General features: G+C 60.2%; 20 protein-coding genes. 6 read left to right on the forward strand and 14 right to left on the reverse strand.

From position 1 onward, the window contains the following. Positions 1-167 precede the first annotated feature (167 nt). The 9 genes from V3W27_RS06990 to yaaA form a co-directional block, all read right to left on the reverse strand. Positions 168-1,292, reverse strand: coding sequence for a mannuronate-specific alginate lyase (locus V3W27_RS06990; RefSeq protein ID WP_115988166.1), 1,125 nt, complete (start codon positions 1,290-1,292; stop codon positions 168-170). 8 nt (positions 1,293-1,300) lie between these two features. Continuing rightward, the gene (locus V3W27_RS06995) at positions 1,301-2,761 is read right to left on the reverse strand and encodes an alginate O-acetyltransferase (RefSeq protein WP_330206283.1); all 1,461 of its coding nucleotides are present in this window, start codon (positions 2,759-2,761) and stop codon (positions 1,301-1,303) included. A gap of 10 nt (positions 2,762-2,771) precedes the next feature. Then, on the reverse strand, positions 2,772-4,358 hold the full coding sequence (algG, locus tag V3W27_RS07000) for a mannuronan 5-epimerase AlgG (protein ID WP_115990441.1): 1,587 nt from the start codon (positions 4,356-4,358) through the stop codon (positions 2,772-2,774). 26 nt (positions 4,359-4,384) lie between these two features. Further along, positions 4,385-5,866, reverse strand: coding sequence for an alginate export family protein (locus V3W27_RS07005; protein WP_047292669.1), 1,482 nt, complete (start codon positions 5,864-5,866; stop codon positions 4,385-4,387). After that, positions 5,863-7,365, reverse strand: coding sequence for an alginate biosynthesis TPR repeat lipoprotein AlgK (algK, locus tag V3W27_RS07010; RefSeq protein WP_330206284.1), 1,503 nt, complete (start codon positions 7,363-7,365; stop codon positions 5,863-5,865). The genes V3W27_RS07005 and algK overlap by 4 nt, the downstream gene beginning before the upstream one ends. 15 nt (positions 7,366-7,380) lie before the next feature. After that, positions 7,381-8,550 (reverse strand): alginate biosynthesis protein Alg44, encoded by a 1,170-nt coding sequence (locus tag V3W27_RS07015; protein WP_027610927.1) that lies wholly within the window; start codon positions 8,548-8,550, stop codon positions 7,381-7,383. Between the two features lie 35 nt (positions 8,551-8,585). After that, on the reverse strand, positions 8,586-10,067 hold the full coding sequence (alg8, locus tag V3W27_RS07020; RefSeq protein WP_171061828.1) for a mannuronan synthase: 1,482 nt from the start codon (positions 10,065-10,067) through the stop codon (positions 8,586-8,588). 97 nt (positions 10,068-10,164) lie between these two features. Then, a complete protein-coding gene (locus V3W27_RS07025) occupies positions 10,165-11,481 on the reverse strand; it encodes a nucleotide sugar dehydrogenase (protein WP_247267859.1) in 1,317 nt (438 codons plus the stop codon). 811 nt (positions 11,482-12,292) lie between these two features. Further along, entirely contained in the window at positions 12,293-13,072 is a 780-nt protein-coding gene (gene yaaA, locus V3W27_RS07030) for a peroxide stress protein YaaA (protein WP_108181747.1), read from the reverse strand. A gap of 313 nt (positions 13,073-13,385) precedes the next feature. Here yaaA and V3W27_RS07035 point away from each other — a divergent pair, with 313 nt between their 5' ends. The 6 genes from V3W27_RS07035 to V3W27_RS07060 all read left to right on the forward strand — a co-directional run bounded on the left by V3W27_RS07035 (position 13,386) and on the right by V3W27_RS07060 (position 18,651). Beyond that, positions 13,386-14,462 (forward strand): polysaccharide deacetylase family protein, encoded by a 1,077-nt coding sequence (locus V3W27_RS07035; protein WP_442962649.1) that lies wholly within the window; start codon positions 13,386-13,388, stop codon positions 14,460-14,462. Between the two features lie 337 nt (positions 14,463-14,799). Continuing rightward, positions 14,800-16,194 (forward strand): PhoH family protein, encoded by a 1,395-nt coding sequence (locus tag V3W27_RS07040; RefSeq protein WP_027610931.1) that lies wholly within the window; start codon positions 14,800-14,802, stop codon positions 16,192-16,194. 239 nt (positions 16,195-16,433) lie between these two features. Further along, on the forward strand, positions 16,434-16,907 hold the full coding sequence (gene moaC, locus V3W27_RS07045) for a cyclic pyranopterin monophosphate synthase MoaC (protein ID WP_330206286.1): 474 nt from the start codon (positions 16,434-16,436) through the stop codon (positions 16,905-16,907). After that, positions 16,904-17,146 carry a molybdopterin converting factor subunit 1 gene (gene moaD, locus V3W27_RS07050; protein WP_330206287.1) on the forward strand — a complete coding sequence of 81 codons (243 nt, stop codon included), beginning with the start codon at positions 16,904-16,906 and terminating at the stop codon, positions 17,144-17,146. Before moaC ends, moaD begins: the two co-directional genes overlap by 4 nt. 3 nt (positions 17,147-17,149) lie before the next feature. Next, positions 17,150-17,602 carry a molybdopterin synthase catalytic subunit MoaE gene (gene moaE, locus V3W27_RS07055; protein ID WP_007965204.1) on the forward strand — a complete coding sequence of 151 codons (453 nt, stop codon included), beginning with the start codon at positions 17,150-17,152 and terminating at the stop codon, positions 17,600-17,602. A 272-nt stretch (positions 17,603-17,874) separates the two neighbouring features. Beyond that, complete coding sequence (locus V3W27_RS07060; protein ID WP_330206288.1) at positions 17,875-18,651, forward strand: ABC transporter substrate-binding protein; 777 nt, start codon at positions 17,875-17,877, stop codon at positions 18,649-18,651. 100 nt (positions 18,652-18,751) lie between these two features. Here the strand turns inward: V3W27_RS07060 and V3W27_RS07065 are convergent, their stop codons facing one another. The 5 genes from V3W27_RS07065 to V3W27_RS07085 form a co-directional block, all read right to left on the reverse strand. Beyond that, positions 18,752-19,378 carry a helix-turn-helix transcriptional regulator gene (locus V3W27_RS07065; protein ID WP_330206289.1) on the reverse strand — a complete coding sequence of 209 codons (627 nt, stop codon included), beginning with the start codon at positions 19,376-19,378 and terminating at the stop codon, positions 18,752-18,754. Between the two features lie 92 nt (positions 19,379-19,470). Then, a complete protein-coding gene (locus V3W27_RS07070) occupies positions 19,471-20,598 on the reverse strand; it encodes an NAD(P)/FAD-dependent oxidoreductase (RefSeq protein WP_330206290.1) in 1,128 nt (375 codons plus the stop codon). A gap of 151 nt (positions 20,599-20,749) precedes the next feature. Continuing rightward, positions 20,750-21,694, reverse strand: coding sequence for an ornithine cyclodeaminase family protein (locus V3W27_RS07075; protein WP_330206291.1), 945 nt, complete (start codon positions 21,692-21,694; stop codon positions 20,750-20,752). A gap of 135 nt (positions 21,695-21,829) precedes the next feature. Beyond that, positions 21,830-23,302 (reverse strand): ATP-dependent RNA helicase RhlB, encoded by a 1,473-nt coding sequence (rhlB, locus tag V3W27_RS07080; RefSeq protein WP_247267855.1) that lies wholly within the window; start codon positions 23,300-23,302, stop codon positions 21,830-21,832. Between the two features lie 96 nt (positions 23,303-23,398). Next, positions 23,399-24,055, reverse strand: coding sequence for an alpha/beta hydrolase (locus V3W27_RS07085; RefSeq protein WP_330206292.1), 657 nt, complete (start codon positions 24,053-24,055; stop codon positions 23,399-23,401). Positions 24,056-24,519: the final 464 nt, after the last annotated feature.

A 24,519-nucleotide genomic window follows, 5' to 3' on the forward strand; every position in this document is an offset into this window, starting at 1 on the left:
TCAAGGGCCAAAGCCCCCCCCAAACCCCCCATGAAAATTCAGGGGGCGACATCACTTCACTGTGGGAGCGGGCTTGCTCGCGAAGGCGGTGTGTCAGTCGACATCAGTTTTGAATGTCAGACCGCATTCGCGAGCAAGCCCGCTCCCACAGGGGATTGCATTCACTCTTACGAACCCTTGTTGCCCTTCTCGTGGGACGGGTCGTAGACCTTGGTCAGGTCGCCACCCAGGCGGAAGGTCTTGAACGGCTGCATGCCGTGCTTCTTCTCGATCACATCCGCCGGGCAGGTGTAGAGGGTGCAGAACGGTTCGAGCCAGGCGAATTTCATGTCCTCTTTCAGGTCGGTCATGTCCTGCTCTTTGCCGTTCTTCTTCTCGAACTGATCCGGGTCTTTCACCCCGGCCAGCACCCGGTCACCCAGACGCTTGAGCGCGCTGTTGTTTTCCTGACGCAGATCGACACCGTTGACCTGGGCGAAACTGGCGATCATCGCCAGTGGCGGCAGGGCGTAGTTGTGATAGGCGAGGGCGCGTTGCTGGCGCTTCAGTTCGTTAGGCAGGAAGCCGTCGGCGTCGATTTGATTGACCCCGACCTTGTATTCCTTCACTGCCCAATCAAACAGGTCGCGACGGTTGGTGGCGATCGAGGTCGCCATCACCGACCACGCGGCCCAGTACGAGTGGTTGTTGGTTTTTTCCAGCGGCAGGTTGTCCCAGTCGCTGACCACCTGATCGGCCATCTTGCTGAACCACGCCTCGATCTGCTGCGCTTCTTGCTGATGCGTGGCCAGCGGATGCGAGTCGGAGAACTTCAGGCGAATGTACGACGAGGCCATGCTGCCCAGCGCCCATTTGCGCATCGATTTGCCGGTGTGGTTGAAGTCTTTCGACATCAACGCATCGGCCTTGGCCCACGCGGTCAGCCAGTTGAGCGTGCAGTCGAGTTGCTCCGGACGACCGTCGCGCATGAACTGCATGACGCGTTTGGCGGTGCCGCGCTCCAGCGTGGTGATGTCCTTGGTGGTGTCGCGGAAGGCTTTTTCCGACTGCACGTTCAGGGTCGCGCGGGCCTTGTCCGAGCCTTCGTACTTGCTGCGAAATTGCAGCGGCCCGGTGTACGGCGCGGGCATCGCATCGCAGCCTTCGCTGTTGTCGCCGCTCTTGAATTTATCCACAGGCGCAAAGTAGCCCTGCGGCGGACGCAGTGGCGCGGCGGCCTGAGTGGCCCCGGCGAACATCGCCAGGGTCAGCAGGGATGGCGCAAGCAAGTGTTTGATCGTTCGATTTCGCATAGCAGACCTCATTGCCCGAGCTGAGCGGTTTGTGGCCCAGCGCCCGGGAATACGTTGCGTTTGCAGATTTTCGCTTCGACTTTTTGCGGCGCGGTACCCGCTTCCGGGCCCTGGACTTCGACAGCCAGCAGATTTTGCGAGGCCCAGTCTTCGTCCGTGCGCAGCTCAAAGGCGAAACGACCGTCGGTGTCGGAGGTTTCCGGTTTCTCGATCTTGATGTCCTCGTGGCGACCGTTCATGTACCAGAGGGTGGCTTGCAGGGTTTTCACCGAGGTGTCGGCGAAGCGGATGTCGACCTGATGGCTGCTGTTCTGCAGGTTCAGGTTCTTGCTGTTGACCAGCAGTTCCTGTTTGCCGCCAGGCTTGAGCGTGGTGCTGGCGGACATTTGCGCGTCTTTGCCTTCGCAGCCGTTGTCGAGCAGCGACATCATCTGGCGGTAGATGGTCTCCTGGTCGAGGCGGTACAGCGGCGAGAATTCCCAGATCAGAATCTTCGGCGGGGTCTTCTGGAATTCGTCGCTACCGAGGTACTGCAGCATCGAACCTTCGAGACCACCGCCGGGGAAGGCGACGTTGAGAATGTCTGCACCGATTGCCTCTTCGAGGAAGCCGGCGAAGTTGTAGTTTTTGCCGCTGTGCGAGGTGCCCACGAGGGTGATCTGCGGGTTGCCGGAATCACCGAACAGGTCGCCGTCACCGGCTTCGCCTTTCGGCTCGGTGGTGAACTGGTCCATGTACTGGATCGCGTAACTGGTGCCGCACAGTTGCCCGGCCATGTTGTGCAGGGTGCCGGTCTTGCCCATGCGCCCGGTGCGCTTGGTCTCGAATTCACGCTTGGGAATGTCGGCGAAGGCCGGAATCTGCTTGACCTTCTCGGCGACGATTTTCGCCGTGCGCTGAGCGCCGTATGGGGTCCAGTGCTGGTCGCCGCGGAAGTAGAAATCGTGGGCGGGCAGGGTGTCCGGCAGCGATTCGTTGGTCAGCGGCGACAGATCCGGCACCACGTAACCCATCTGCGCGAAACGGCCGAGCATGGTTTTGTAGTTGCCCAGCGCTTTCTCGTAATCGAACGCGGCTTTTTCCTGCGGGTTGAGCTTGTTGCGGTTCACCAGGCCACGGGTCGGCTGATAGACGATCACCAGTTCGACGCCCTTGGCCTTGAACGCATCGTGCAGCTGTTGCAGGCGTTTGTAGCCGGCCGGGGTGGTGTTGAACTCGGTGCGCAGGTCTTCCTGGGTACGGAACAACCAGTCACCCTGCGCCTGCACCAGGGTGGTGAAGTTCTGCTGGTAGCGCGTGGTGTAGTTCTTCGCGTCATGCGCGGCCGGGCACAGGTTGCAGCACGGTTCGGCGCTGAATTTTGGCGGGGTGGCGCCCGCCGCTTCATCGGCGCGAGCGCCTTGGCTGGCCGCCAGAATGCCCACGGTCAGGGCCGACAGGCTGAGTAATTTGATCAAGTGTGGGTGCATAAAATTATCCTCAGTCCTGCAATTCGGTCTGGCGTTCGACAGGGTCGATCAGCACGGCTTTCTGCTGGCGTACCAGCAGGTCGAGAATTTCATCCTGGCGCTCGCCGAGGATGCCGTTGAAGCTGATGCCGCTGGATTTGGTCGGCGCCAGCATCGATACGCGATACAGCTCGACGCTCAACGGCGAGTCGATGGCCATCGGGCCGCTGCCGTTGGCCGCCAGTTCACCGCCGACCACGATCAGCGAGACTTGCGCGTCGAATGGGTCGAGCTTGATGTCACGGTCGGTGTCGGTCAGGTCCTTGATGTGGCCGTAGACGCCGGTCAGACCGTTGGCCATGGCGACGTTTTCGTAGAGGCGGATGTTCACGCTGTTACGAATGCGGATGCCGTGGCGCTTGTTGCTGATGACCTTGTTGCCCCACAGCAGGTTGTCGGCGGACTCGTAGAGGGTGATGCCGTCCGTGTGGTTCTTATAGATCTCGTTGTAGGCGATGATGTTGTTGACGCTGTTACGGTCGATCACCAGGCCCGAGAGGTGGTTGTCGTAGCTCTTGTTGTTGAAGATGAAGCTGTCGTTCACTTCACGGGAAATGATGATGCCGTGCTTCTTCTTCGTACCGTGGACGGTGTTCTCGGCAATGATCAGACCGTGGGAACGGTCGTGCGGGTCGATGCCGTAGACGATGTTGTCCTTGTAGGTGTTGCCCTTGACCACGAAGTCGCGGGTCTCGTAGCAGTAGAAGCCGTACCACATGTCGGAGAACTCGGAGCCGACGATCCAGCCGGTCGGTTCAGGGCGTTTGAGCACCTTGGCCATGTTCGGCGTGTACTGGGAAATACTCACCCCGTACGACTTACTGTTGGCGTAGCCGAAACTGGCCATCTTGCTGTTGACGATGTAGGTCTCGGTGCCACCCCAGGCCAGCAGGAACGGACGGAATTCCTTCGGCGAACGGAAGGTTGCCGGGCCGTTGTCCTTCTCGCGCCAGCCGGTGACTTTGGTGTCACGCACAAACAACTGACCGTCGTTGACCAGGAACGAACCGGCCTCTTGCGACAGACGCAACTCCTGGGTCTGGCCGTCGATTTCGAGGATGCCTTTACGGCCTACCACGATTGGCAGCTTCGCCAGGTACACGCCCGGCGCGGTCTCGCTGAAGTACTGCTTGGGCAGCTTCTGCGCCAGATCCTTGAGGTTCAGGTAACCGTCGTCGACGAAGATCGCCTGTGGGATTCCGTGCTGACGCACCACCCATTCGGCCATCTTGTTGTCGCCGCCGATGAAGTCCTTCAGCGCGTCTTCCTGCATCATCCGACGCACGCTGATCTTGCCCGGTTTGCTGCGATTGATCTTCGCGGCGGCAGCCTCGGCGGTGAAGCCGGACAGGTCGGGCAGTTTCGGCTTGGCCAGCTCCAGCGCCTCGGTCGGCGCGCTGCTGACGGTGTAGGTCTTGGCTTGTTGCAGCTCTTTGGCGGTGGTCACCGGTTTGCCCTGTTGAGGCACAGCCGGTTCCACCGTGGCGAACGCGCCAGCGGAGGCCAGCAGCATGGCGCCGGCCAACAGGCTGAGCGAGCCTTTCCTTGCATGGTGCATGTCGGGCACTCCCTTGGCGGTTTGCATCAGAAGCGCCAGATCACGTCGATGAACGCGCGGTGCATGTACGAATCGACCTGGCTGCCATAGGCATCACCGGGCTTGAACACACCGCCACGGAAGCGCACCAGCGCCGACGGCTCGTCGATCGACTGGCTCAACGCCGCCGGCAACAGGCCTTGCTTGAAGTACTTGGTCACCACCAGGTCCATTTCCTGACCCAGATCCTTGTTGCCATCTTGCAGCGGCAGCGAGGTGCTGGAGAGGATTGCGCCGGTGACGTCGTCGGTGTTGTTTTCCACGGCGTTGATGCCGTTGCTGCCCACCGGCTTGTTGCCGTCCACGCGCCAGAACTTGTGGTAGATCAGGCTGGCGTCGTACTGGTCGTTGAGCATCCACGAACCGAACAGGGTCGCGGTCTGCATGTTGTTCATTTCGCCGCGAAAGGCTTCGCCGAAGCGGTGCACGCGCGAGCGGGTACCGGTGTAGTTGGAGCGGTTGCTCTCCAGACCGTTCTGCTGGTAATCGGCGCTGGCGCGGGCGTACGCCGCACCGACTTGCCACTGCGGATCGAGGCGCAGGCGCACGCCAAGGTCGGTGGCCCAGCCGTTGATGTCATCGCTGCGTTTGGCTTGCGCAGGACGGCTGCCATCAGCGTTCAGCGGGTTGACCGAATCGAGGTCGCCGCTCATGCCGGTGATGCTGCCCCAGTAGTTGACGGTGTTGGTGTTGCGCCAGTTGTAGGCGTCGCTGTCGGCAGTCAGACCGAGCCAGCTGATGTCGCCGTTCTGGGTTTTGTCGAGGGTGTCGCGGGGCACGCCCGGTTCGGCGTAATCGAGCTTGCCGTTGTCGTGGGTGTGATGACCGCGAATGCCGACCCAGTTACCCGGTGTCCACTGGTAGGCGGCATCGGCGTAGGCGTGCAGGCGATCCTTGTCTTTCGGCGCCAGCTCTTTGAGGTCGGTGCGGTATTCGCTGAAACGTTCGGCGACACCGACGTTGGCGCGCAACAGGGTGGTGTCGAAGGTCCAGTTCAGCGCTTCGATGTTAGTGTCGCGCCATTGGCCGTCGTCATTGCGCAGACGCTGGCGACCGAACTTGAGCATCTCGCCGGGGTACGGCGTCAGGCCGCTGTAGCCGACCCAGAATTCGCGCATCGCCAGGTAATTCTTCTTGGTTTTGCGGTCGCTGTTGTCGGTGGTTTGTTCACCGTCGGACTGCTGCAGGGTGTCGGTCTCGATGATGTCGGTCGAGGTCACGGCCTGGCCCATGGCGTAGGCACTCCACGCGCCGCTTTCGCCGTAGACCCACGGACGCAAGTCCAGGCCGACGCCATTGACGTCACCGCCGCTGGCGGTGCCGAGGTCGCGGTCGTCTTCGGACTGGCCGGTGATTTTTACTTCCAGACCGAAGTTCTTGGTTTCAGTGATCGCGGCCAGTGTCGGGCAAGACCAGATCAGCGCGAACGTGAGACCAATGCCGGCCTTCACAAAGGGATTCAACTTCATAGGGATTCCTCGCCGTCTTCTTCTTGCAGGGCGTGCAGTTGCAGCGTGTTCTGGTTCAGGGCGCCACGGCTGGCCTGTTCCTGTTGCAGCAGGCGCTGGGCTTCGGCCAGACGCTCGGGCGGCAATTGCGCGGCCAGGGTGGTCGCCAGTTCATCGGCTTGCGGGGTGTTCTGCGCCTTGGCCAATTGGCTGAATACGTAGGCGTTGAGCGGGTCGGGCTTGGTGCCCTTGCCTTGGGAAAACAGTTGGGCAATGGCGAAATCGGCGCTGTTCTGGCCGTTGCGCGCGGCGGTCAGCAGGTGGTCGAGGGCCTTCTGCGGGTAGACCTTGCCCAGGTAACCACGGCGATAGATCTGGCCGAGGTAGTAGTCGGCGGCGACTTCGCGGCCGACGGCTTTCTGGAAGTGTTCTTCAGCGACTTTGGCGTCGGCCGGCACCAGTTTGCCTTCGTAGTAAAGCTTGCCCAGCAACAGTTCGGCGCGCGGCTGGTCGGCGGCGCGGCCGTTGTCCAGGTACTTCATCATCTGATCGACGTCGCCCAGTTCCGGGAAGTCGTAGAGCAGCTGCGCGAGGGTCACCCACGATGCCGGGTAGCCCGGGGCGATCGGTTCGAGCAGCGACTGCGCGGTCTTCTCGTCGGTCTTGCCCAGGGTCGAATCGGCCAGCACGCGGGCCACCGAATCGACGCGCTGCGCGCTGACCGTGCCACGGCTGTAACCGGCCTGCATCTGCTTGATCAGCTCGGCCTGTTGCTCAGGCTGGGCCCGTTTCTGATAGACCGTAGCCAGTTCGACGTAACAGATGTCGGTGGTGTTGAGCGCGGCCTTGCAGATCTTTTCCACGTCATCCAGATGCTGGTCGTAAGTGCCCTGGGTGCGATACAGCAGCACCTGCGCCAGACCGGCTTCGGGGTAGCCGGATTTGCGCCACTGATCGATCTGCTGCTGCGCGTTGATGTTCGGGAAGCTGTGCGGGAATTGCAGGTACAGCATCGCCAGCGGGATCAACGTGTTGCCTTCGCCATTGGCGGCGGCTTTTTTCAGCAGGCTTTCGGCTTCGTGGTGCTCGGCTTCGGTTGACCCGGGCTTGGCTACCAGCAGGCGACCGAGACGGGCCTGGGCCCGTGGCGAAACATCGGCGGCGGCGCGGTAGGTCGCTTCGGCCTGTTTGATCTGCTCGGGGTCGCGGCTGTCGACCTGGATATCGGCGAGGCCGACTTGCGCCTCGCTGTAACCCAGATCCGCCAATGCGCGGTAGTTCTGCGCGGCGGTGGCAGTGTCGCCACGCTTGAGCGCTTCGTTGGCCAGACGTTGGTCGGGCAGGCCGGCGCAACCGGCGAGACTCACCGCCAATGCAACTGCACATACCGCTCCCATGTAGGAGTGAGCCTGCTCGCGATTCAGGCGGCGCGGTACATCAGACACACCGCGCTGATCCAATCGCTGGCAGGCCAGCTCCCACAGGGCTCGCGGTGTTTTCAGGATGGGTGGAGTAGTCACAGGCATGTCCTCGACTTAAAGACCGGCAGCCATGGCTTTGTCGATCAGCCAGTTCAGGTTCGGGCCACGGTCGCTGTTCACTTCCACCGGGCGGCCGGCGAAGCTGCTGTCCAGTGGTTCGTCCGGCTGGATCTGCACGCGGATGTCGGAGGACAGGTCGGCGCTTTTCAGGCTGGTGCTGCTGACGATCTTGCCGGTGCGGGTCTGGTCTTCGCCGGCGATCTGGAAGCTCACTGGCGTCCCCGGACGCACGTCGCCGAACTGGCGATAGGAGAAGCGTGCATCGACGGTGGCCTGTGTATTGCGCGGTACCAGAGTGAAGATCACGTCGCCCTTGCTCGCGTACTGACCGTCCGCCACCAGTTGCTGGGCCACGGTGCAATCGCACGGCGAGGTCAGGGTGCCGGTCATTTGCTTGCCGAACAGTTCTTCAACCTTGGCCGGTTGCAACTGGTCTTCGTCCAGATGGCCCTTGAGCACGTCGAGCATGCTGGTGCTGAAGGTCGCCAGCGGCGCGCCTTTGGCGGCGACGCCGTCGGACTTGACCAGGCTCTGCACCGTGCCGTCACGCGGCATGGTGATGTTCATTCCCGGCACGCTGACCAGACCTGCTTGCGCGTGGCTGACGAAGTACATGCCGTACACCGACTTGAAGACGAAACCGAAAGCGACCAGACCGATGGCGAAAATGCCGGCGCTGAAAGTCACGGCTTTCAGACGCCCGAACGGGGTCATGCCGCTCCCGCCGTCCTTGACCTTGCGCGCCTTGGTGAAGTTGTCGCGCTGCAGGGTCGCCAGTACTTCACCCATGCTGACGATGTCGCCGGCCAGGTGCGAAGTGATCAGGTGACGCAGGGTCGAGATGTCCTGCGGTTCCAGATTCTGGAACTGGCAACCGGCGCGGCCGCTCTGGCGGTCGTAGGAGCGCACTTGCAGTTCGACGTCCATGGCCAGGCCGAGGTTGTCGATGACGAATTGCAGGCGTGCCTTGTACACCTCGCCGATGGTCAGCGGCAGTTGCCCGGCGTTGAACGCCAGACCGCCGGCGGACAGGTCGAGGACCCGCGCTTCGACCGGCGTCCGGTCTGGGCCGAAGAAACGCAGTTTGGCCGGGATTTTCACTCGGGCGTGCTGACGCTGGGCTTCGGATTCATGCACTACGTTGGCGTTGACGGCGGTATTCATGGGGGCGATTTCCTTGTTAATTCAATAGGGGCAGGTCAGACCATCATCAGCAGCACGGCGACGAAAATGCTGCCGGCGGAGAAGGTCATGGTCCGAGACGACCAGGTGTTGAACCAACGTTGAAAGCTGGCGAGATCACGGGTCAGGGAAGTGGGTTGGCGCGTCCAGGATTGCTGGTCGAGGCGGAAGAACACGTAGATCTTCACCAGCGCACCGACGATCTGGTTGTAATACAGAATCACGGGATAGGCCGGGCCGATCCGGTGACCGGAGCACGACAGCAGCAGGGTCAGAATCAGGCGGGTGATACCGATCCACAGCAGGTAGGCGAGGATGAACGCGCCGCCGTACTTGAAGCTGGCGATGATCGCCACGGTCAGGCCCAGCAACGACGTCCACATCGATACGCGCTGATCGAACAGCACCACCGAGGTGAAGGCGCCGAGGCGTTTCACACCCAGGCCCAGCGCTCGCGAGTTCTGGCGCAGGTTGTTGCCGTACCAGCGGAACATCAGTTTGCGGCTGGCCTTGATGAAGCTCTTTTCCGGCGGATGCTCAACGGTGTTGATCGCGGCGTCCGGCACGTAAAAGGTGTCGTAACCCAGGCGCATCAGGCTGAACCAGCTCGACTTGTCGTCGCCGGTGAGAAACTTGAAACGGCCCAGGCGCCAGTGTTGCAGCGAGTCGCTTTCGACGTCGGCGATGAATTCCGGGTCGGTGACCACGGTGGCACGGAACACCGACATGCGCCCGGTCATGGTCAGCACGCGCTTGGACAGGGCCATCGAGCACATGTTGATGTGGCGCTGGGCGAAACGCAGCTTGTGCCATTCGCTCATGATGTAGCCGCCGCGCACTTCGCAGAACTCGTTGGTGGTCAGGCCGCCGACATTGCCGAACAGCTGGAACCACGGCACGGTCTTGCGTACGGTGCCTTCGCCGAGCACGGTGTCGCCGTCGATCACGGCCACCACGGCGCGGTCGTCTGGCAGGTGACGGGAGATTGCGCGGAAACCGTAGGCCAGGCCATCACGTTTGCCGGTGCCGGGAATGCGCACGAAGTCGAGCTTCACGCGGTCTGGCGGATTCATCCGCGCCCACAGCGCTTTCACCAGCAGCTCATCGGACATTTCGACGATCGAGCAGACCACGGTGGTCGGCAGTTCGCAGTCGATGGCTTCGCGGATCACCGAGCTGTAGACCTGTGCGGTGGTCAGCGCGTCGATACGGAAACTGGTGACCATCAGAAACACATGCGACGGGTCCGCCGCCTTACCCAGCTTGCGCACTTTGCGGCGCAGGTGCGGGTAAACGATGTAGAGAAAAATCATGCCGCGCACAAAGTGCGTTGCACCCATCGAGTAGCGCCAGATACCCACGGCGCCAATCAGGAAAATAAAGTCCTTCGACTCGGAGTCGAACGTGGACGTGGGCAGCATCAAGGCCAGGCCCAACAACAGGCTCAGAAACAAAAGCCAGCCGGCGGATTGCAGAAAGAAATGTTTGAGCTTGGTCATCGACGTCATCCAAGGTAAGAGAGGCTTCGAGCTGCAAGCTTCAAGCTGCAAGCGAAACGCTTTGCTTGCAGCTCGAGGCTTGTCGCTTGGCGCTGCTTTACCAGCAGATACCTTCAGTGCGAGTACCCGGGTTGGTGGCTTTGGCCATGAAGCCGACCAGGTCGATGACCTGTTTGCCCTGCGGTGCTTCCTGGGCCAGCGAGCGGAACTTCTCGTCGCGGTTGCCGAGGATGATCACGTCGGAGTTGTCGATCACCGAATCGAAGTCCGAGTTGAGCAGGGACGACACGTGCGGGATCTTCGACTCGATGTAGTCCTTGTTCGCGCCGTGAACACGGGCGTACTCGACGTTGCTGTCGTAGATGCTCAGGTCGTAGCCCTTGCCGATCAGCATTTCGGCCAGTTCCACCAGCGGACTTTCGCGCAGGTCGTCGGTACCGGCCTTGAAGCTCAGGCCGAGCAGGGCGACTTTGCGTTTGTCGTGGCTTTCAACGATGTCGAAGGCGTTCTGCACTTGCGATTCGTTACTGCGCATCAGCGAGTTGAGCAACGGTGCTTCGACGTCAAGCGAACTTGCACGGTAGGTCAGGGCGCGCACGTCTTTGGGCAGGCACGAACCACCGAAGGCGAAGCCCGGACGCATGTAGTACTGGGACAGGTTGAGGGTCTTGTCCTGGCAGACCACGTCCATCACTTCACGGCCATCGACGCCGACCGCTTTGGCGATGTTGCCGATCTCGTTGGCGAAGGTCACTTTGGTCGCGTGCCAGACGTTGCAGGTGTACTTGATCATCTCGGCGACCGCGATGTCCCTGCGGATGATCGGCGCGTCGAGTTCTTCGTACAGCGATTGCAGAACGTCGCCCGAGGCTTTGTCGAATTCGCCGATGACGGTCATCGGTGGCAGGTCGTAGTCCTTGATCGCGGTGGATTCACGCAGGAATTCCGGGTTGACCGCGACACCGAAGTCGACACCGGCCTTCTTGCCCGAGCAGTCTTCGAGGATCGGGATCACCACGTTGGCAACGGTGCCCGGCAGCACGGTGCTGCGCACCACGATGGTGTGGCGGGTGGATTTTTCACGCAGCACGAAACCGATCTCGCGGCACACGGCCTCGATGTAGTTCAGTTCCAGGTCGCCGTTCTTCTTGCTCGGCGTGCCGACGCAGATCATCGACAGGTCGGTGTCACGAATCGCCTCGGCGAAGTTGGTCGTACCGCGCAGACGACCGGTCTCGATACCCTGAGCCAGAAGTTCGCCCAGGCCCGGTTCAACAATCGGCGACTTGCCGGCGTTGATCATGTCGATCTTGTCTTTGGCAACATCGACGCCAACGACGTCATGGCCCCGTGCAGACAGGCAACCGGCACATACCGCGCCAACGTAACCCAAACCAAATATGCTGATGCGCATCGCAATTACCTCTGTGTTTTATCAAGCCATTAGATGGCCGGAGTTAATGGTGTTCAGCGGTCATAGTGCACTCGAAAGTGCGGCATACAGGCGCCACAATGCCGTGTGCAGGCATACTAAGTTCCGAGTGTCTAAATAAGTGCACTCAAGATGTGCGCAACTAGGCCTTAGTTGTTATGACTTGCCCTGTTATGCAGCGGATCTTCTTGCTGGAAGACTCTTGTGCATGTGTTCAGTCCACCTGATGTCGGACGAAAGGCCCGTAGATCAAGCGGTTGGGTGCTCAGGCGAGCACAGTTACAGGGGCGCAGCCTTGGCCTTGTAGAGGATGTTTATGGTGCGTATCACCTATCCATCGTTAGTTGATCAGATGAGTGAACCATCTAGGCAAGTTGCTGTGACAACTTGGTTACATGGTTCTCTGCTCTGCGTAAGTTATCTCGTACAAACTCGGCGAGAATCGTTACCGGTGGTATGAGCTATGCATTTGGACATAGTTCCTACCCGCTCATCGCGAAATCTGAAATTTTTTGAAATATTGCCAAAGATGGCACTGGTCTCAATTTGATAGCACTTTCGATTTGGGCCTTTGTTAATCGGTGCGTAATCGGGCTGGATAGTTTTGTGCCACTACCGTAAAAAAATTTACGTGCCACTACTGAAAAAAAGTGCGGCTGTCGAGTGAAACTAAAATTAGAATTGGGCAGGACGATTTTATGGCGCCAATAAAACGGCGAAATGTTGCGAAGGATTTTTGACGTCGTGCGAGCTGCACGACTCTTTATAGAAAGAGTCGTGCAATGGGCATGCTTTATTCCGGGGCGTGGTCGCGCAGAAACACCAGATTGTCCGGTTTCGATTGCTCGGCGCTGTAGCGATAACCCTGCACATCGAACTGCTTGAGCAGGGCAGGATCGTTGATTTTTTCCTGAATCACGAAACGGCTCATCAGGCCGCGGGCCTTCTTCGCGTAGAAGCTGATGATCTTGTACTGGCCGTTCTTCAGGTCCTTGAAATCGGTGTTGATGATCCGGGCGTTCAGGGCGCTGCGTTTGACCGCCGAAAAGTACTCGTTGGAGGCCAGGTTCAGCAGCACATCGTCGCCCTGATCGGCCAGCGCTTCGTTGAGCCATTCGCTGATGCGCGTACCCCAGAACGCGTACAGGTCCTTGCCACGGGCGTTGGCCAGTTTGGTGCCCATTTCCAGACGATACGGCTGCATCAGGTCCAGCGGACGCAGCAGGCCATAGAGACCGGAGAGCATGCGCAAGTGCTTTTGCGCATAGTCGAACTGAGCTTCGCTGAACGATTGCGCGTCGAGGCCGGTGTACACGTCACCCTTGAACGCGAGCAGTGCCTGCTTGGCGTTTTCCGGGGTGAAGGCGGGCGTCCAACTACCGAAACGCGCGGCATTCAGGCCGCCGATCTTGTCGGACACGTGCATCAGTTCGCTGATTTGCGCCGGGCTCAGTTCGCGCAACTGCTGGATCAGCTCCTGAGAATGATCGAGGTATTGCGGCTGGGTAAAGCGCTGGGTCGCCGGCGGTGTTTCGTAATCGAGGGTCTTGGCGGGGGAAATCACCATCAGCATGAAGTCGTCTCCTTTAATCGTGGGGGCGATTCTAGGGGGTTGGCCGGGTTGACTCCAGCTATCAAGCCCATAGGTGATCGACGGCTCGCCACATTTCCCTGTGGGAGGGGGCTTGCTCCCGAAGAGGCCGTATCAGCCTGCCCATCTGTTGGATGACACACCGCATTCGGGAGCAAGCCCCCTCCCACAGGGAATCGGAGTGGCTGAGGGGAATCGTGCGGGATCAGCTATAGTGCCGCGCGGGTTTGGTTATGGAGACACCCCTTTGCGCATTGTTCTTTTATTCACCGCGTGGCTGTTGAGCTTCGGGGCCATGGCGGCGCCGGGCGATGTGGCGACGCTGGATCGCAGCACCTGGCCGGAGCAACTGAGCAGCCCGACGCTGTTCGACGTTGCCTCGCGCGCGGAAATCCTCATGTTCGCCCGCGGCCTGCTCGGCACTGAAGCGCTGGACGAGGCCGCGCTGGCCCAGCGCCTTGGGCTGCGCACGGTCAACGTCGACGCGATCAGCCACCTGCGCCAGCGGCTCTGGGAACGTCTGTTGGCCAACTACAACTTCGCCCAGCAGAGCTGCGATCAGGATGCCTCGTTCTGCTTCCTCGTCGAAGACCTGCCGACCCTGCGCGAGCAGGCCGCCAAGTTCGTGGTCAGCGACTACAGCTATTACACCAAGTGGGCCGAGCCGAGCCGGTTGTTTCATCTGCAGTATCTGGACGAGCTGATGCGCAAGGCCGCGCTGTCGCCGCAGACCAGCAGTGAAATCGATCGTTTCGGCGACTATGAACGCAGCGGCGACGAGATGCATGACCGGCTGTTTCTGCTGAGCTTCGACAGCGCCGCCAATCTGCAGCCGGACAACACCGACTGGATTGCCGACTACCTGCGCAAAGCCAATCTCAGCGGCACGTTCTTCCTGTTGGGCAAGGATGTGCAGGCGCGGCTCGCTGATCGCTCGGTGAGCAACCTGCAATCGGAGTTCTCGAAACAGTGTGTGGGCGTGCAGGGTTGGGAGTTCCGTTCCCACAGCTATTGGCAGGACTGGCAGGACTCGGTGCGCCGCAGCGCCGATCTGGTGAAGAACAAGTTGCCGGAGAACTATGTGCCACTGTTCCGTCCGCCGGAGGGGCAGCGCCGCAGTGATGCTGGCAGCTTCTTCCGCAATCAGGGCCTGCAAGTGGCGCTGTGGGACATCGATGCCCAGGACGGCGCCGGCAAGCTCAAGGGCGCACAGAGTGCGCAGCGGGTGCTGACCCTGATGCTGCTGTGGCGTCACGGGGTGATCAATTTCAACATGAAACAGGATGCGGTGAAGACCGCGTTGCCGTGGCTGATCACGCAAACTGCGCAAAGCGGCATCGGCTTTGAAGACTGTCAGGACGGGTTTCGCTGACAAACGGAAAAAGCCAGGAAACATTGGGCTTGGGGCGATTTTTCTAGAGAATTCGATGCAGGCGGACTTCCGACTTTAGCGGGGTCTGGACGGTCCGCCAAGGGCTTTTCGTCACTCTGCAAAATAAACTTAAAAAAACCGTCAAAGTGCTTTTTTATGTCATGGGTTTTGGAGTATTACGAAGACAGACCGCCGAAACCTGCAACACAGGTGGCGTCTTCCAAGACTCCTTTTGTGTGCAGTTCATCCAGGCCCTCGTGGATGAATTCGGCAGTCACTTCGAGGCGCAGCACCGCCCAGGTATTGCGTCGAATGGCTCCCACAAAGGTGACCGAGTATGGATGATCACGGACGTAGCCCTTCTTCCAACCAGCCAATCCTTTATGTACTCGATACCAACGTATTGATTCACGATCCAAATGCCCTGCTGAATTTCGAAGAACATCACGTCGCGATCCCGATGACCGTGCTCGAAGAGCTGGACAAGCTCAAGAGCGGCCATCACAGCGTTGCTGCCGAATGCCGCCAGGCGATCCGGCTGATCGACAAGACCCTGGGCGATGCCTCCCCCGAGGACGTTGAACTGGGTGTGCCGATCCAGCGCGGCAAGGGCGGGCCAAAGGGCTTGCTGTCAATTCTGATGAGCAAACAGGCCGAATCGAACCTGATTCTGCCCGAGCATCTGAACGACAACAAAATCATCAACCAGTTGATCGACCTGCACACCCGTGATCCGAAGAAGGCCGTGGTGCTGGTCACCAAAGACATCAACATGCGCCTCAAGGCGCGCGCCTGCGGGATCGATGCCGAGGACTACAGCACCGACCAGTTGGTCGATGACGTGTCCCTGCTGCCCAACGGCTACCACAACATGACCGGCTCCTTCTGGGACCGCGTCAGCAAAGTCGAAACCCGTCAGGATCACGGCCGCACCTGGCATCAGGTGCAGTTGATCGACAACCTGCCGGCGGTGCACATCAACGAGTTCATCATTGACGAACAAGGCTTTGTCGGCTGGATCAAGGAAATCCAGGAAGACAAGCTGCTGATCCTCGACCTGCATCAGGAACCGCTGCTGCATCAGGAAGCCTGGGGTCTCAAACCGCGCGATATCTACCAGAGCCTGGCGCTGTATGCGTTGCTGGATCCGGACATTCATCTGGTCAACCTGTCGGGTGCCGCCGGTTCCGGTAAAACCATTCTGGCGCTGGCTGCAGCGATCGAGCAGACCATGGTCAGCAAACGCTATCGCCGCATTATCGCGACCCGCAGCGTGCAGGGCCTGGACCAGGAAATCGGCTTCCTGCCGGGTACTGAAGCGGAAAAAATGGAGCCTTGGCTGGGCGCCATCACCGACAACCTCGAAGCCTTGCACATGGATGACGAAAACACCCATGGCAGCGTCGATTACATCCTCAGCAAAGTGCCGTTGCAGTTCAAATCGCTCAACTACATTCGTGGTCGCAGCTTCCAGCAGAGCCTGATCCTGATCGACGAATGCCAGAACCTCACGCCGCACCAGATGAAAACCATCATCACCCGGGCCGGTGCCGGTTCCAAAGTGGTGTGCCTGGGCAACCTGGCACAGATCGATACCCCTTACCTGTCCGCGACCAGCTCCGGGCTGACCTACCTGACCGAACGCTTCAAGGATTTCCCCAACGGGGTGCACATCACCCTGCAAGGGGTGCCTCGCTCGATTCTGGCTGAATACGCCGAATCGCATTTGTAACCCTTCCAACAAAACCGGGCGGCCTGACAGCCGCCCTTTTTTTTATGGATAAACGCAAGGCCATTGTAGGAGTGAGCCTGCTCGCGATAGCGGTGTGACATTCAGCATAATTGTCGACTGATACACCGCTATCGCGAGCAGGCTCACTCCTACAGGGGATTTGCGGGGCAACAGTAATCTCACTCGCAGATATTTGACCCACAGGTTTACAATCCCTGCTCCTGATCAGGAGTAATCCCGTGCTGACTCATCTCGATTCCCAAGGTCGCGCCAACATGGTCGACGTCACCGAAAAAGCCGTGACGTTCCGTGAGGCGACGGCCCAAGCGCTGGTGCGCATGCTCCCCGAAACCCTGCAGATGATCGTCAGCGGCGGCCATCCCAAGGGCGACGTGTTTGCCGTGGCGCGCATTGCCGGCATTCAGGCGGCGAAGAAAACCAGTGATCTGATCCCGCTGTGCCATCCGCTGATGCTCACCGGGGTCAAGGTTGAACTCAGCGCTGAAGGTGTCGACAGCGTGCGCATCGTCGCCCGCTGCAAGCTGTCAGGGCAGACCGGCGTAGAGATGGAAGCACTGACCGCTGCCAGCGTCGCCGCACTGACCATCTATGACATGTGCAAAGCGGTGGATCGCGGCATGATCATCGAAAGCGTGCGTCTGCTGGAGAAGGTCGGCGGCAAGAGCGGGCACTTTCAGGCTGAGCAGCCATGAAGCTGACGGTTAAATTCTTTGCTCGTTATCGTGAAGCGCTGGGCGTGGACTCGGTCGAGGTCGAAGGCGATTTCGCCACGGTCGACGCTGTGCGTGCGCTGCTCGCGCAACGCCAGGGCGCCGAAGTGCTGAGCGAACAGAACCTGATGTGCGCACGCAACGAAGACCTGTGCCAGCTCGACGAGCCGGTGAGCGATGGCGACGAAGTGGCGTTTTTCCCCACCGTGACCGGAGGCTGAGGCATGGCGATTCGGGTGCAGTCCACGGCGTTCGATCCCGGCGCTGAAGTCAACGCGATGCACGCGGCGAATGTCGGTGTCGGCGCGGTGGTGAGTTTTGTCGGCTACGTGCGCGACTTCAACGACGGTCTGGATGTGGCGGGTATGTTCCTCGAGCATTATCCGGGCATGACCGAAAAAGCCCTTGGCAAGATCGCCGTCGAGGCCGAGCAGCGCTGGCCGCTGTTGAAGCTGGAAGTGCTGCACCGCATCGGCGCGCTGGAGCCTGGCGAGCCGATCGTGTTTGTCGGTGCGGCCAGTGCCCATCGCCAGGCGGCGTTCGACGCCTGCGCCTTTGTCATGGACTACCTGAAAACCCGCGCGCCGTTCTGGAAGAAAGAAAACACCAGTGACGGCCCGCGCTGGGTCGAGGGGCGTGACAGTGATCATGCCGCTGCGGATCGCTGGAAAAAATAGTTTTTATAGCGCCTTCAAGTCCGTCTTCGCGAGCAGGCTCGCTCCCACAGGAGAACGCATTCCAATGTGGGAGCGGGCTTGCTCGCGAAGGGGCCATCTGTAACACCAAAAACCTCGCAGACACACTTTCTTCCCTAATTGACGGCTTGTACCTATAAGTCCAATATGGATTTCCAAGTACAAAAAGCTTCAATCTTGCCGCTCGTAGCTCCCTGCTCCCAGCTGCTCTTCTTCGTCTTGCCAAACCAACAACAACCCGCGAGAGAATGAACATGAAGAAACTCCCCCTGATTACCGGTCTGGCCCTGAGCCTGTTGGCGTGCACCAGCTCGTTTGCCGCCGAGAAAACCCTGCGCATCGGCATCGAGGCCGCTTATCCACCGTTCGCTTCGAAAACCGACAAGGGTGAAATCGTCGGTTTCGACTACGACATCGGCAACGCCCTGTGCGCACAGATGAAGGTCAAATGCGTGTGGGTCGAGGGTGAGTTCGATGGTTTGATTCCTTCGTTGAAAGTAAAGAAAATCGACATGGCTTTGTCGTCGATGACCATCAACGAAGACCGCAAGAAGTCGGTGGATTTCACCCACAAGTACTACTTCACGTCGTCGCGACTGGTGATGAAGGAAGGCGCCACGGTCGATGACCAATACGCCAGCCTCAAGGGCAAGACCGTCGGCGTGCAGCGCGCCACCACCACCGATCGTTATGCTACCGAGGTGTTCGAACCGAAGGGCATCAACGTCAAGCGCTACGGCAATAACGAAGAAATCTACATGGACCTGGCGGCCGGGCGGCTCGATGCGATTTTCGCCGACACCATCCCGCTGACCGACTTCCTGTCGATGCCACGCGGCAAGGGCTATGCGTTTGTCGGGCCGGAGCTGAAGGATCCGAAGTACGTGGGCGAGGGCGCGGGGATTGCGGTGCGCAAGGGCAATACCGAGCTGGTCAGCGAGTTGAACACGGCCATCGACGGGATTCGGGCGAGTGGCGAGTATCAGAAGATTTCCCAGAAGTACTTCAAGTCCGACATCTACGGCGACTGATAGTCCGCTATCGCGAGCAGGCTCACTCCTACAGGGGAACGCATTCCAACTGTAGGAGTGAGCCTGCTCGCGATGGGGCCGGAAATGCCAATGCAGATCTTCAGCCCTTCAATTCCTTCAAATGCTTGTACACCGTCGCCCGCCCCATGTTCAGCACATTGGCCACATAGTTCGAGGCGCTCTTGCCCTTGAACGCGCCTTCGGCGTGCAGCGCCAGCACCAGTTCGCGCTTGTGATCGCGGGTCAGCAGATTCAGGCTCAGCTGCCGCTCGCGCAGCCAAGCGTGGAGGAAGGTGTTGATGCGTTCCTGCCAGTCATCGCGAAACAGTGAATCCGGCTGCGGGATCAGTTTGCTCGGCGACAGGAACAGATCCAGCGCGGCCTTGGCATTCTCGAACAGCGAAATATTCAGGTTGATGCACAGCACCGCCAGTGGCCGCTCTTCACCGTCGCGCAGCACGGTGCTCAGGCTGCGGATTTTCTGGCCGTCCCAATTGAGCTTTTCGTACGGGCCGATGTTGCGCTCGCTGACCTCCTCGCTGAGCATGTCTTCAAGCGATGAATCGTCGCCGATCTCGCGCTTGGACAGGTTGTTGGCGATGTAGTCGACCTTCTGCGTGCGCAGGTCGTGCAGCACCACCTCGGCGTGGGGAAAGAACAGCGTGGCGATGGCGTCGGCGATGGCACGGAAGTTATCCAGTGCCGGATCGAATTCGGGGGCGGTCATGTTTGTGGAGCTCCAGGCGGCGTCAGCGCCCCCGTGCACGGGGGCGCTGCGAGTGTGCCGCAATCCGTTGGGCGCGTCATCCGCAGGGGCCATCAGCGCAGTCGTGAAGGGGAGAGCATGGCGCTGCTCAGGCCGAACTGCTGCAACGACTCAGGCAACGGCTGACCACGCACCAATGCCGCGCTGGCCTGGCCCATGGCCGGTGAAGTCTGAATACCGTAACCGCCCTGGGCCGCGACCCAGAACAGCCCCGGCACCTGCGGATCGAAACCGCTGAGCAGATCACCGTCGGCGACGAAGCTGCGCAGTCCGGCCCAGATGCGGGTCGGGCGGCGAATGGTCAGGGTCGTAGCCTCTTCGATCTGATAGATGCCCATGGCGATGTCCAGCTCTTCCGGTTGCACGTCATGCGGTTCGACCGGATCGGCGTTGGCCGGCGAGCCGAGGAACATCCCGGCGTCGGGCTTCATGTAGAACGATTCGTCGAGGCTGACCAGCATCGGCCAGTGATGAATGTCCACGCCCTCGGGGCCGGCGAAAATGAACGCTGCGCGGCGCTTGGGTTGCAGGCCCAGCGCCTGGGCGCCAGCCAGCGCGCCGATCTGGTCAGCCCAGGCGCCGGCGGCGTTGATGATGACCGGCGCGCTGAAGGTCTGACCGTTGGTTTGCACCTGCCAGAGGCCAGCGGCGTCGCGCGTCAGGCCCAGCACTTCGCAATCGGTGTGCACTTGGCCGTTGTTGCGGCGGATACCGCGCAGGTAGCCCTGATGCAGGGCGTCGGTGTCGATGTCACTGGCGGTCGGATCGTAGATCGCGCCGTGGACTTTTTCCCGACGCAGGATCGGCAGACGGGCGCAGGCTTCGTCGGCGCTGAGCAACTGCATTTCTGGCACTGTGGCCTTGGCGCTGAGGTACTGGTTGTTCAGTTCGGCGGCATCACCGCTGAAATCCACGGTCATTTCGCCGCGCGGCGTCAGCAATGGGTGCTCGCAGAAACCGCTCGGCGGATGGTCGAAAAACTCGCGGCTGGCGAGTGTCAGCGCGCGCACCTGCGGCGTACCGTAGGCGGCGGTGTACAGCGCGGCAGAACGCCCGGTGGAGTGATAGGCCGGGTGCGATTCACGTTCGAGCACGATCACTTTGGCGTGGGGCGACAGCCAGAAACCGGTGGAAGCGCCGGCAATCCCGCCGCCGATGATGATGAAATCTGCCTGGCCCATGAAAGTCTCCAGTTGCTCGCAATATTGGAAAATTCGCTGATCCCCTGTGGGAGCGGGCTTGCTCGCGAAGGCGGTATGTCATTCGGCAAATACGTTGCCTGACACGGCCTCTTCGCGAGCAAGCCCGCTCCCACAATGGGATTTGTGGTGATTAGTGGGTCAAGTGATAAACCGCATTGGCCAGCGCGATGTCTTCCAGGCCCAGGCCGATTGAACGGAAAAATACGTGACGGTCGTAACCGGGGCGCGGCACTTTCTCGCTGAGCAGGTCGGCGAGGTCACCGACAATCGCAGACTTGTCCCAGCCATGCTGCTCTCTCGCGATCAACATCTCACCGGCCGAGCCCGGCGTGGTCAGCCGATAGTCACAGAACACCTGCATGTCGCCCAGGCTCTGCGGCGGCAGCTCATGGGCGCGTGGTGCGTTGGTGCTGATCGAGGTGATCAGCGCCGGTTTGCTCAAGCTGGCCGGGTCGATGACCGGGCCGGCGGATGACGTGCAGAGCATGATCACGTCCGCGTCTGTGAGGGCGACATCGCGGCTGTCGGCAATCTTCACCCCCGGGTAGATCTCTTTCAGCAGCGCCCGGGTTTCAGCGTCTTCAGACAGGCTCGGCGAATACACGCTGATGTTCTGCCAGTCGCGCAGACCTTTCACGTAATGCAAATGAGCCTGGGCAACCTTGCCGCTGCCGATGATCGCCAGCCGTTGGGCTTTCAACGGCGCGAGGGCATCGATCGCTACGGCGGTGGTCGCTGCAGTGCGTGCGGTGGTCAGCTCGCCGGCATCGCAAAGCAACAGCGGTTGGCCGGTTTTCATCGACATCAATAGTGTCCACGCCGTGACCAGCGGCCCTTGTTCACGGACGATGTAGGGCGAGGTCTTGACCCCGTACACGCCGTCCTCGGCCAGCACCCCCAGATAATTGATGAAGTCGCCGGCGCCCTGCGGAAACTCCACCAATTGCTGCGCCGGTTGCACGGCGTGGCCGGCGGCGAGGTCGCGAAACAGTTTGCGCAGGATCTGCGGCACATCGATGCGCGCCAGCAGCTCGCGGGCCTGGGTGTGGTCGATCACGTAGGGTGTACTGGACATGTCAGGCTCCACGGTCTGGATATAAACTAATTTGTCTATTATGGACTTTTAGTTGTCTATCGCAAGCGCCTGCTTAAACGCCGGGCAAAAAAAAGCGCAGTCCGTCACCGGCTGCGCTTTTTCGTTACAGATCGCTTACTGCGGCTGCGGACGCTTGCGTTCCACTGCACGCAACAGGTGCGTCGGCGGTGTTTCACAGCTGATCTTGCGACCCAGTTTTTCTTCGATCGACGGCAACTGGTAGGAGTCGTCCTCACCGGCGAAGCTGATCGACACGCCGTCAGCGCCTGCGCGACCGGTACGGCCGATGCGGTGCACGTAATCGTCCGGCACTTCCGGCAGGGTGAAGTTGATCACGTGGCTGATGCCGTCGATGTGGATGCCGCGACCGGCGACATCGGTGGCCACCAGCACGCGGATCTTGCCTTCGCGGAAGCCTTCGAGGGTCTTGATGCGCTTGTGCTGCGGCACGTCGCCGGACAGTTGCGCGGCGTTGATGCCGTCGCGCACCAGGCGCTCTTCGATGCGGCGCACTTCGTCCTTGCGGTTGGCGAAGACGATCACGCGTTCCCAGCCGTTATCGTTGACCAGGTTGTAGAGCAGTTTGTATTTGTCAGCCGCGGCCACGGCATAGATGTGCTGCTCGACGTTTTCGTTGGCCACGTTGGTGACTTCGATTTCGACGATTGCCGGATCGGTGGTCCATTGCTTGGCCAGGTTCATCACGTCTTCGGTGAAGGTCGCGGAGAACAGCAGGGTCTGACGCTCGGACTTCGGCGGGGTCTGACGAATGATCTGCCGCACTTGCGGGATAAAACCCATGTCGAGCATGCGGTCGGCTTCGTCCAGCACCATCACTTCGACCATGTCCAGGTGCACGTCGCCGCGCTGATTGAAGTCGAGCAGACGGCCCGGGGTGGCGACAAGGATGTCGCAGTGGCGTGCTTCGAGGTGCTTGAGTTGCTTGTCGAAGTCCATGCCGCCAACGAACGTCATGACGTTGAGGCCGGTGTACTTGGTCAGGTCGGCAGCATCCTTGGCGATCTGCACCACCAGCTCACGGGTCGGCGCGATGATCAGCGCACGGGGTTCGCCCATGTAGCGTTCTTTCGGCGGAGGTGTCTGCAGCAGCTGGGTGATGATCGAGATCAGGAACGCGGCGGTCTTGCCGGTGCCGGTCTGCGCGCGACCGATGGCGTCTTTGCCGGCGAGGGTAAAACCCAACACCTGCGCCTGGATCGGCGTGCAGTACGGAAAGCCCAGGTCCTGGATGGCGTGCATCAGTTCCGGAGCGAGCTTGAAATCGTGAAAGCGGGTTTTGCCTTCCTGGGGTTCGACAACGAAATCTTCGAGTTTCCAGGGAATGACCGGTGCCTTGGGCTTCGGTTCGCGGCGCGGCCGGGGTGGTTTTGGCGCTTCGGCGCGGACCGGTTCGGTAGCGACGGCAGGTTGCGGCTCAGGCTGGGGTGTCGCTACCGGAGCCGGACGTTCAGCCTTGGGCGCAGCGCTGCGAGGGCCGGGGGCGTGCGACGGCGCACTGGGGACTGGCGCGAGCTGCTCAGCCTCGCTTTTACCGAACATTTTCTTGAGTGCTTTGAGCACGGTCATCTCATCAATTGGTTAAGGAATGTACGCCGGCCAGTGTAATGCAAGAAACGGGCGCGGCGTAGTGGGATGATCAAAGCGGTCCGCCAAGCGGCCGAATCAACGCAGGCGTTCGCTCAGCCAGACGCCGATGTCACGAATTTCTTCGGGTAACACTTCGTGCTCCATTGGGTATTCCTGCCATGTCACGGTGACACCATGCTTCACCAAATGCTCATAGGCGCTGCGCCCCATCGAGTTCTGCACCACGCCGTCGAACTGGCCGTGCAGGCACAGCGCAGGAATACGCTGCTGACTGGCTGAAAGCTCCATCTCGTCAGTGAAAGTCGGGGCGTAGGTGGACAGGGCAAGTACGCCACCCAACGGGCCTTGCCACTTTATATAAGCGGTGTGCAGAACGACGGCGCCGCCTTGGGAAAACCCGGCGAGAAAAATCCGCGAAGCGTCTATTCCGCTGGCGCGCTCCTTTTCGATCAATTCAATAATGCGATCCGCCGACGCTTCCAGCTGCTCACGATCAATCGACCGCGCCGGGCTCATGGCCTTTATGTCGTACCAGCTCGGCATCTCGTAACCACCATTGATGGTGACGGGCAGGGTAGGCGCTTGCGGCAATACGAAGCGCGTACTCAGCAGGCTTTCCTGCAGCGCTTCGGCGACCGGCAAGAAGTCATAGCGGTCCGCGCCGAGGCCGTGCAGCCAGATTACGCAGGCGTCTGCAGGCTTTACGGGTTGAAGAATCAGGGGCTCGGTCATGGCTGCTCCAAAAATGTGCGGGCGCTCTCATTAAGTGCGTGATTGAGGTGCGCGTCCGGTCGATCCGTTAAGAAGATGTCGCAAGGCTACAAGTTTTGCTATTGACCTGTCGCGCAACCGCTTCAGCAAGCGGTGTGGTACGGGCTTTGCTATGGAGGATTCTGTACGAAGCGTCCTACGTCTTGCGGTAACACTATCAGTGTACGTCTTGCGGCGGGATTGCAAAGAATCCGGTGATGGATGTTCGCCAATGGCCGCTACGGGCAAAGCGAACGTGAAAGGGCTACAGCCCGTTCGGCCGATTGGTGAGAAGTGAGTTGTCCATGATGTGGATTTTCTCCTACTAGACTCATAGCGAAGGTCTTACGTCGGTTGACCCCAAAAAAAGCCAACACGGGTCAACAACGCCTCAAAAGGGTGCGACTGGACTCAAGCTCCGACACAACAAGAGCAAAACTGGAGGT

The sequence above is a fragment of the Pseudomonas sp. AM14(2022) genome, from assembly GCF_036346455.1.
Taxonomy (GTDB): domain Bacteria; phylum Pseudomonadota; class Gammaproteobacteria; order Pseudomonadales; family Pseudomonadaceae; genus Aquipseudomonas; species Aquipseudomonas putida_A.

Excerpts from the sequence above, each read along its gene's own strand:
- V3W27_RS06990 (WP_115988166.1), bottom strand. The coding sequence starts at position 1,292 with ATGCGAAATCGAACGATCAAACACTTGCTTGCGCCATCCCTGCTGACC.
- V3W27_RS07005 (WP_047292669.1), bottom strand. The coding sequence starts at position 5,866 with ATGAAGTTGAATCCCTTTGTGAAGGCCGGCATTGGTCTCACGTTCGCG.
- rhlB (WP_247267855.1), bottom strand. The coding sequence starts at position 23,302 with ATGACCGTGCTCAAAGCACTCAAGAAAATGTTCGGTAAAAGCGAGGCT.
- V3W27_RS07025 (WP_247267859.1), bottom strand. The coding sequence starts at position 11,481 with ATGCGCATCAGCATATTTGGTTTGGGTTACGTTGGCGCGGTATGTGCC.
- moaE (WP_007965204.1), top strand. The coding sequence starts at position 17,150 with ATGGCGATTCGGGTGCAGTCCACGGCGTTCGATCCCGGCGCTGAAGTC.
- V3W27_RS07035 (WP_442962649.1), top strand. The coding sequence starts at position 13,386 with ATGGCGGCGCCGGGCGATGTGGCGACGCTGGATCGCAGCACCTGGCCG.
- moaD (WP_330206287.1), top strand. The coding sequence starts at position 16,904 with ATGAAGCTGACGGTTAAATTCTTTGCTCGTTATCGTGAAGCGCTGGGC.
- V3W27_RS07065 (WP_330206289.1), bottom strand. The coding sequence starts at position 19,378 with ATGACCGCCCCCGAATTCGATCCGGCACTGGATAACTTCCGTGCCATC.
- V3W27_RS07085 (WP_330206292.1), bottom strand. The coding sequence starts at position 24,055 with ATGACCGAGCCCCTGATTCTTCAACCCGTAAAGCCTGCAGACGCCTGC.
- V3W27_RS06995 (WP_330206283.1), bottom strand. The coding sequence starts at position 2,761 with ATGCACCCACACTTGATCAAATTACTCAGCCTGTCGGCCCTGACCGTG.
- V3W27_RS07060 (WP_330206288.1), top strand. The coding sequence starts at position 17,875 with ATGAAGAAACTCCCCCTGATTACCGGTCTGGCCCTGAGCCTGTTGGCG.
- alg8 (WP_171061828.1), bottom strand. The coding sequence starts at position 10,067 with ATGACCAAGCTCAAACATTTCTTTCTGCAATCCGCCGGCTGGCTTTTG.
- algG (WP_115990441.1), bottom strand. The coding sequence starts at position 4,358 with ATGCACCATGCAAGGAAAGGCTCGCTCAGCCTGTTGGCCGGCGCCATG.
- V3W27_RS07015 (WP_027610927.1), bottom strand. The coding sequence starts at position 8,550 with ATGAATACCGCCGTCAACGCCAACGTAGTGCATGAATCCGAAGCCCAG.
- V3W27_RS07040 (WP_027610931.1), top strand. The coding sequence starts at position 14,800 with ATGGATGATCACGGACGTAGCCCTTCTTCCAACCAGCCAATCCTTTAT.
- V3W27_RS07075 (WP_330206291.1), bottom strand. The coding sequence starts at position 21,694 with ATGTCCAGTACACCCTACGTGATCGACCACACCCAGGCCCGCGAGCTG.
- yaaA (WP_108181747.1), bottom strand. The coding sequence starts at position 13,072 with ATGCTGATGGTGATTTCCCCCGCCAAGACCCTCGATTACGAAACACCG.
- V3W27_RS07070 (WP_330206290.1), bottom strand. The coding sequence starts at position 20,598 with ATGGGCCAGGCAGATTTCATCATCATCGGCGGCGGGATTGCCGGCGCT.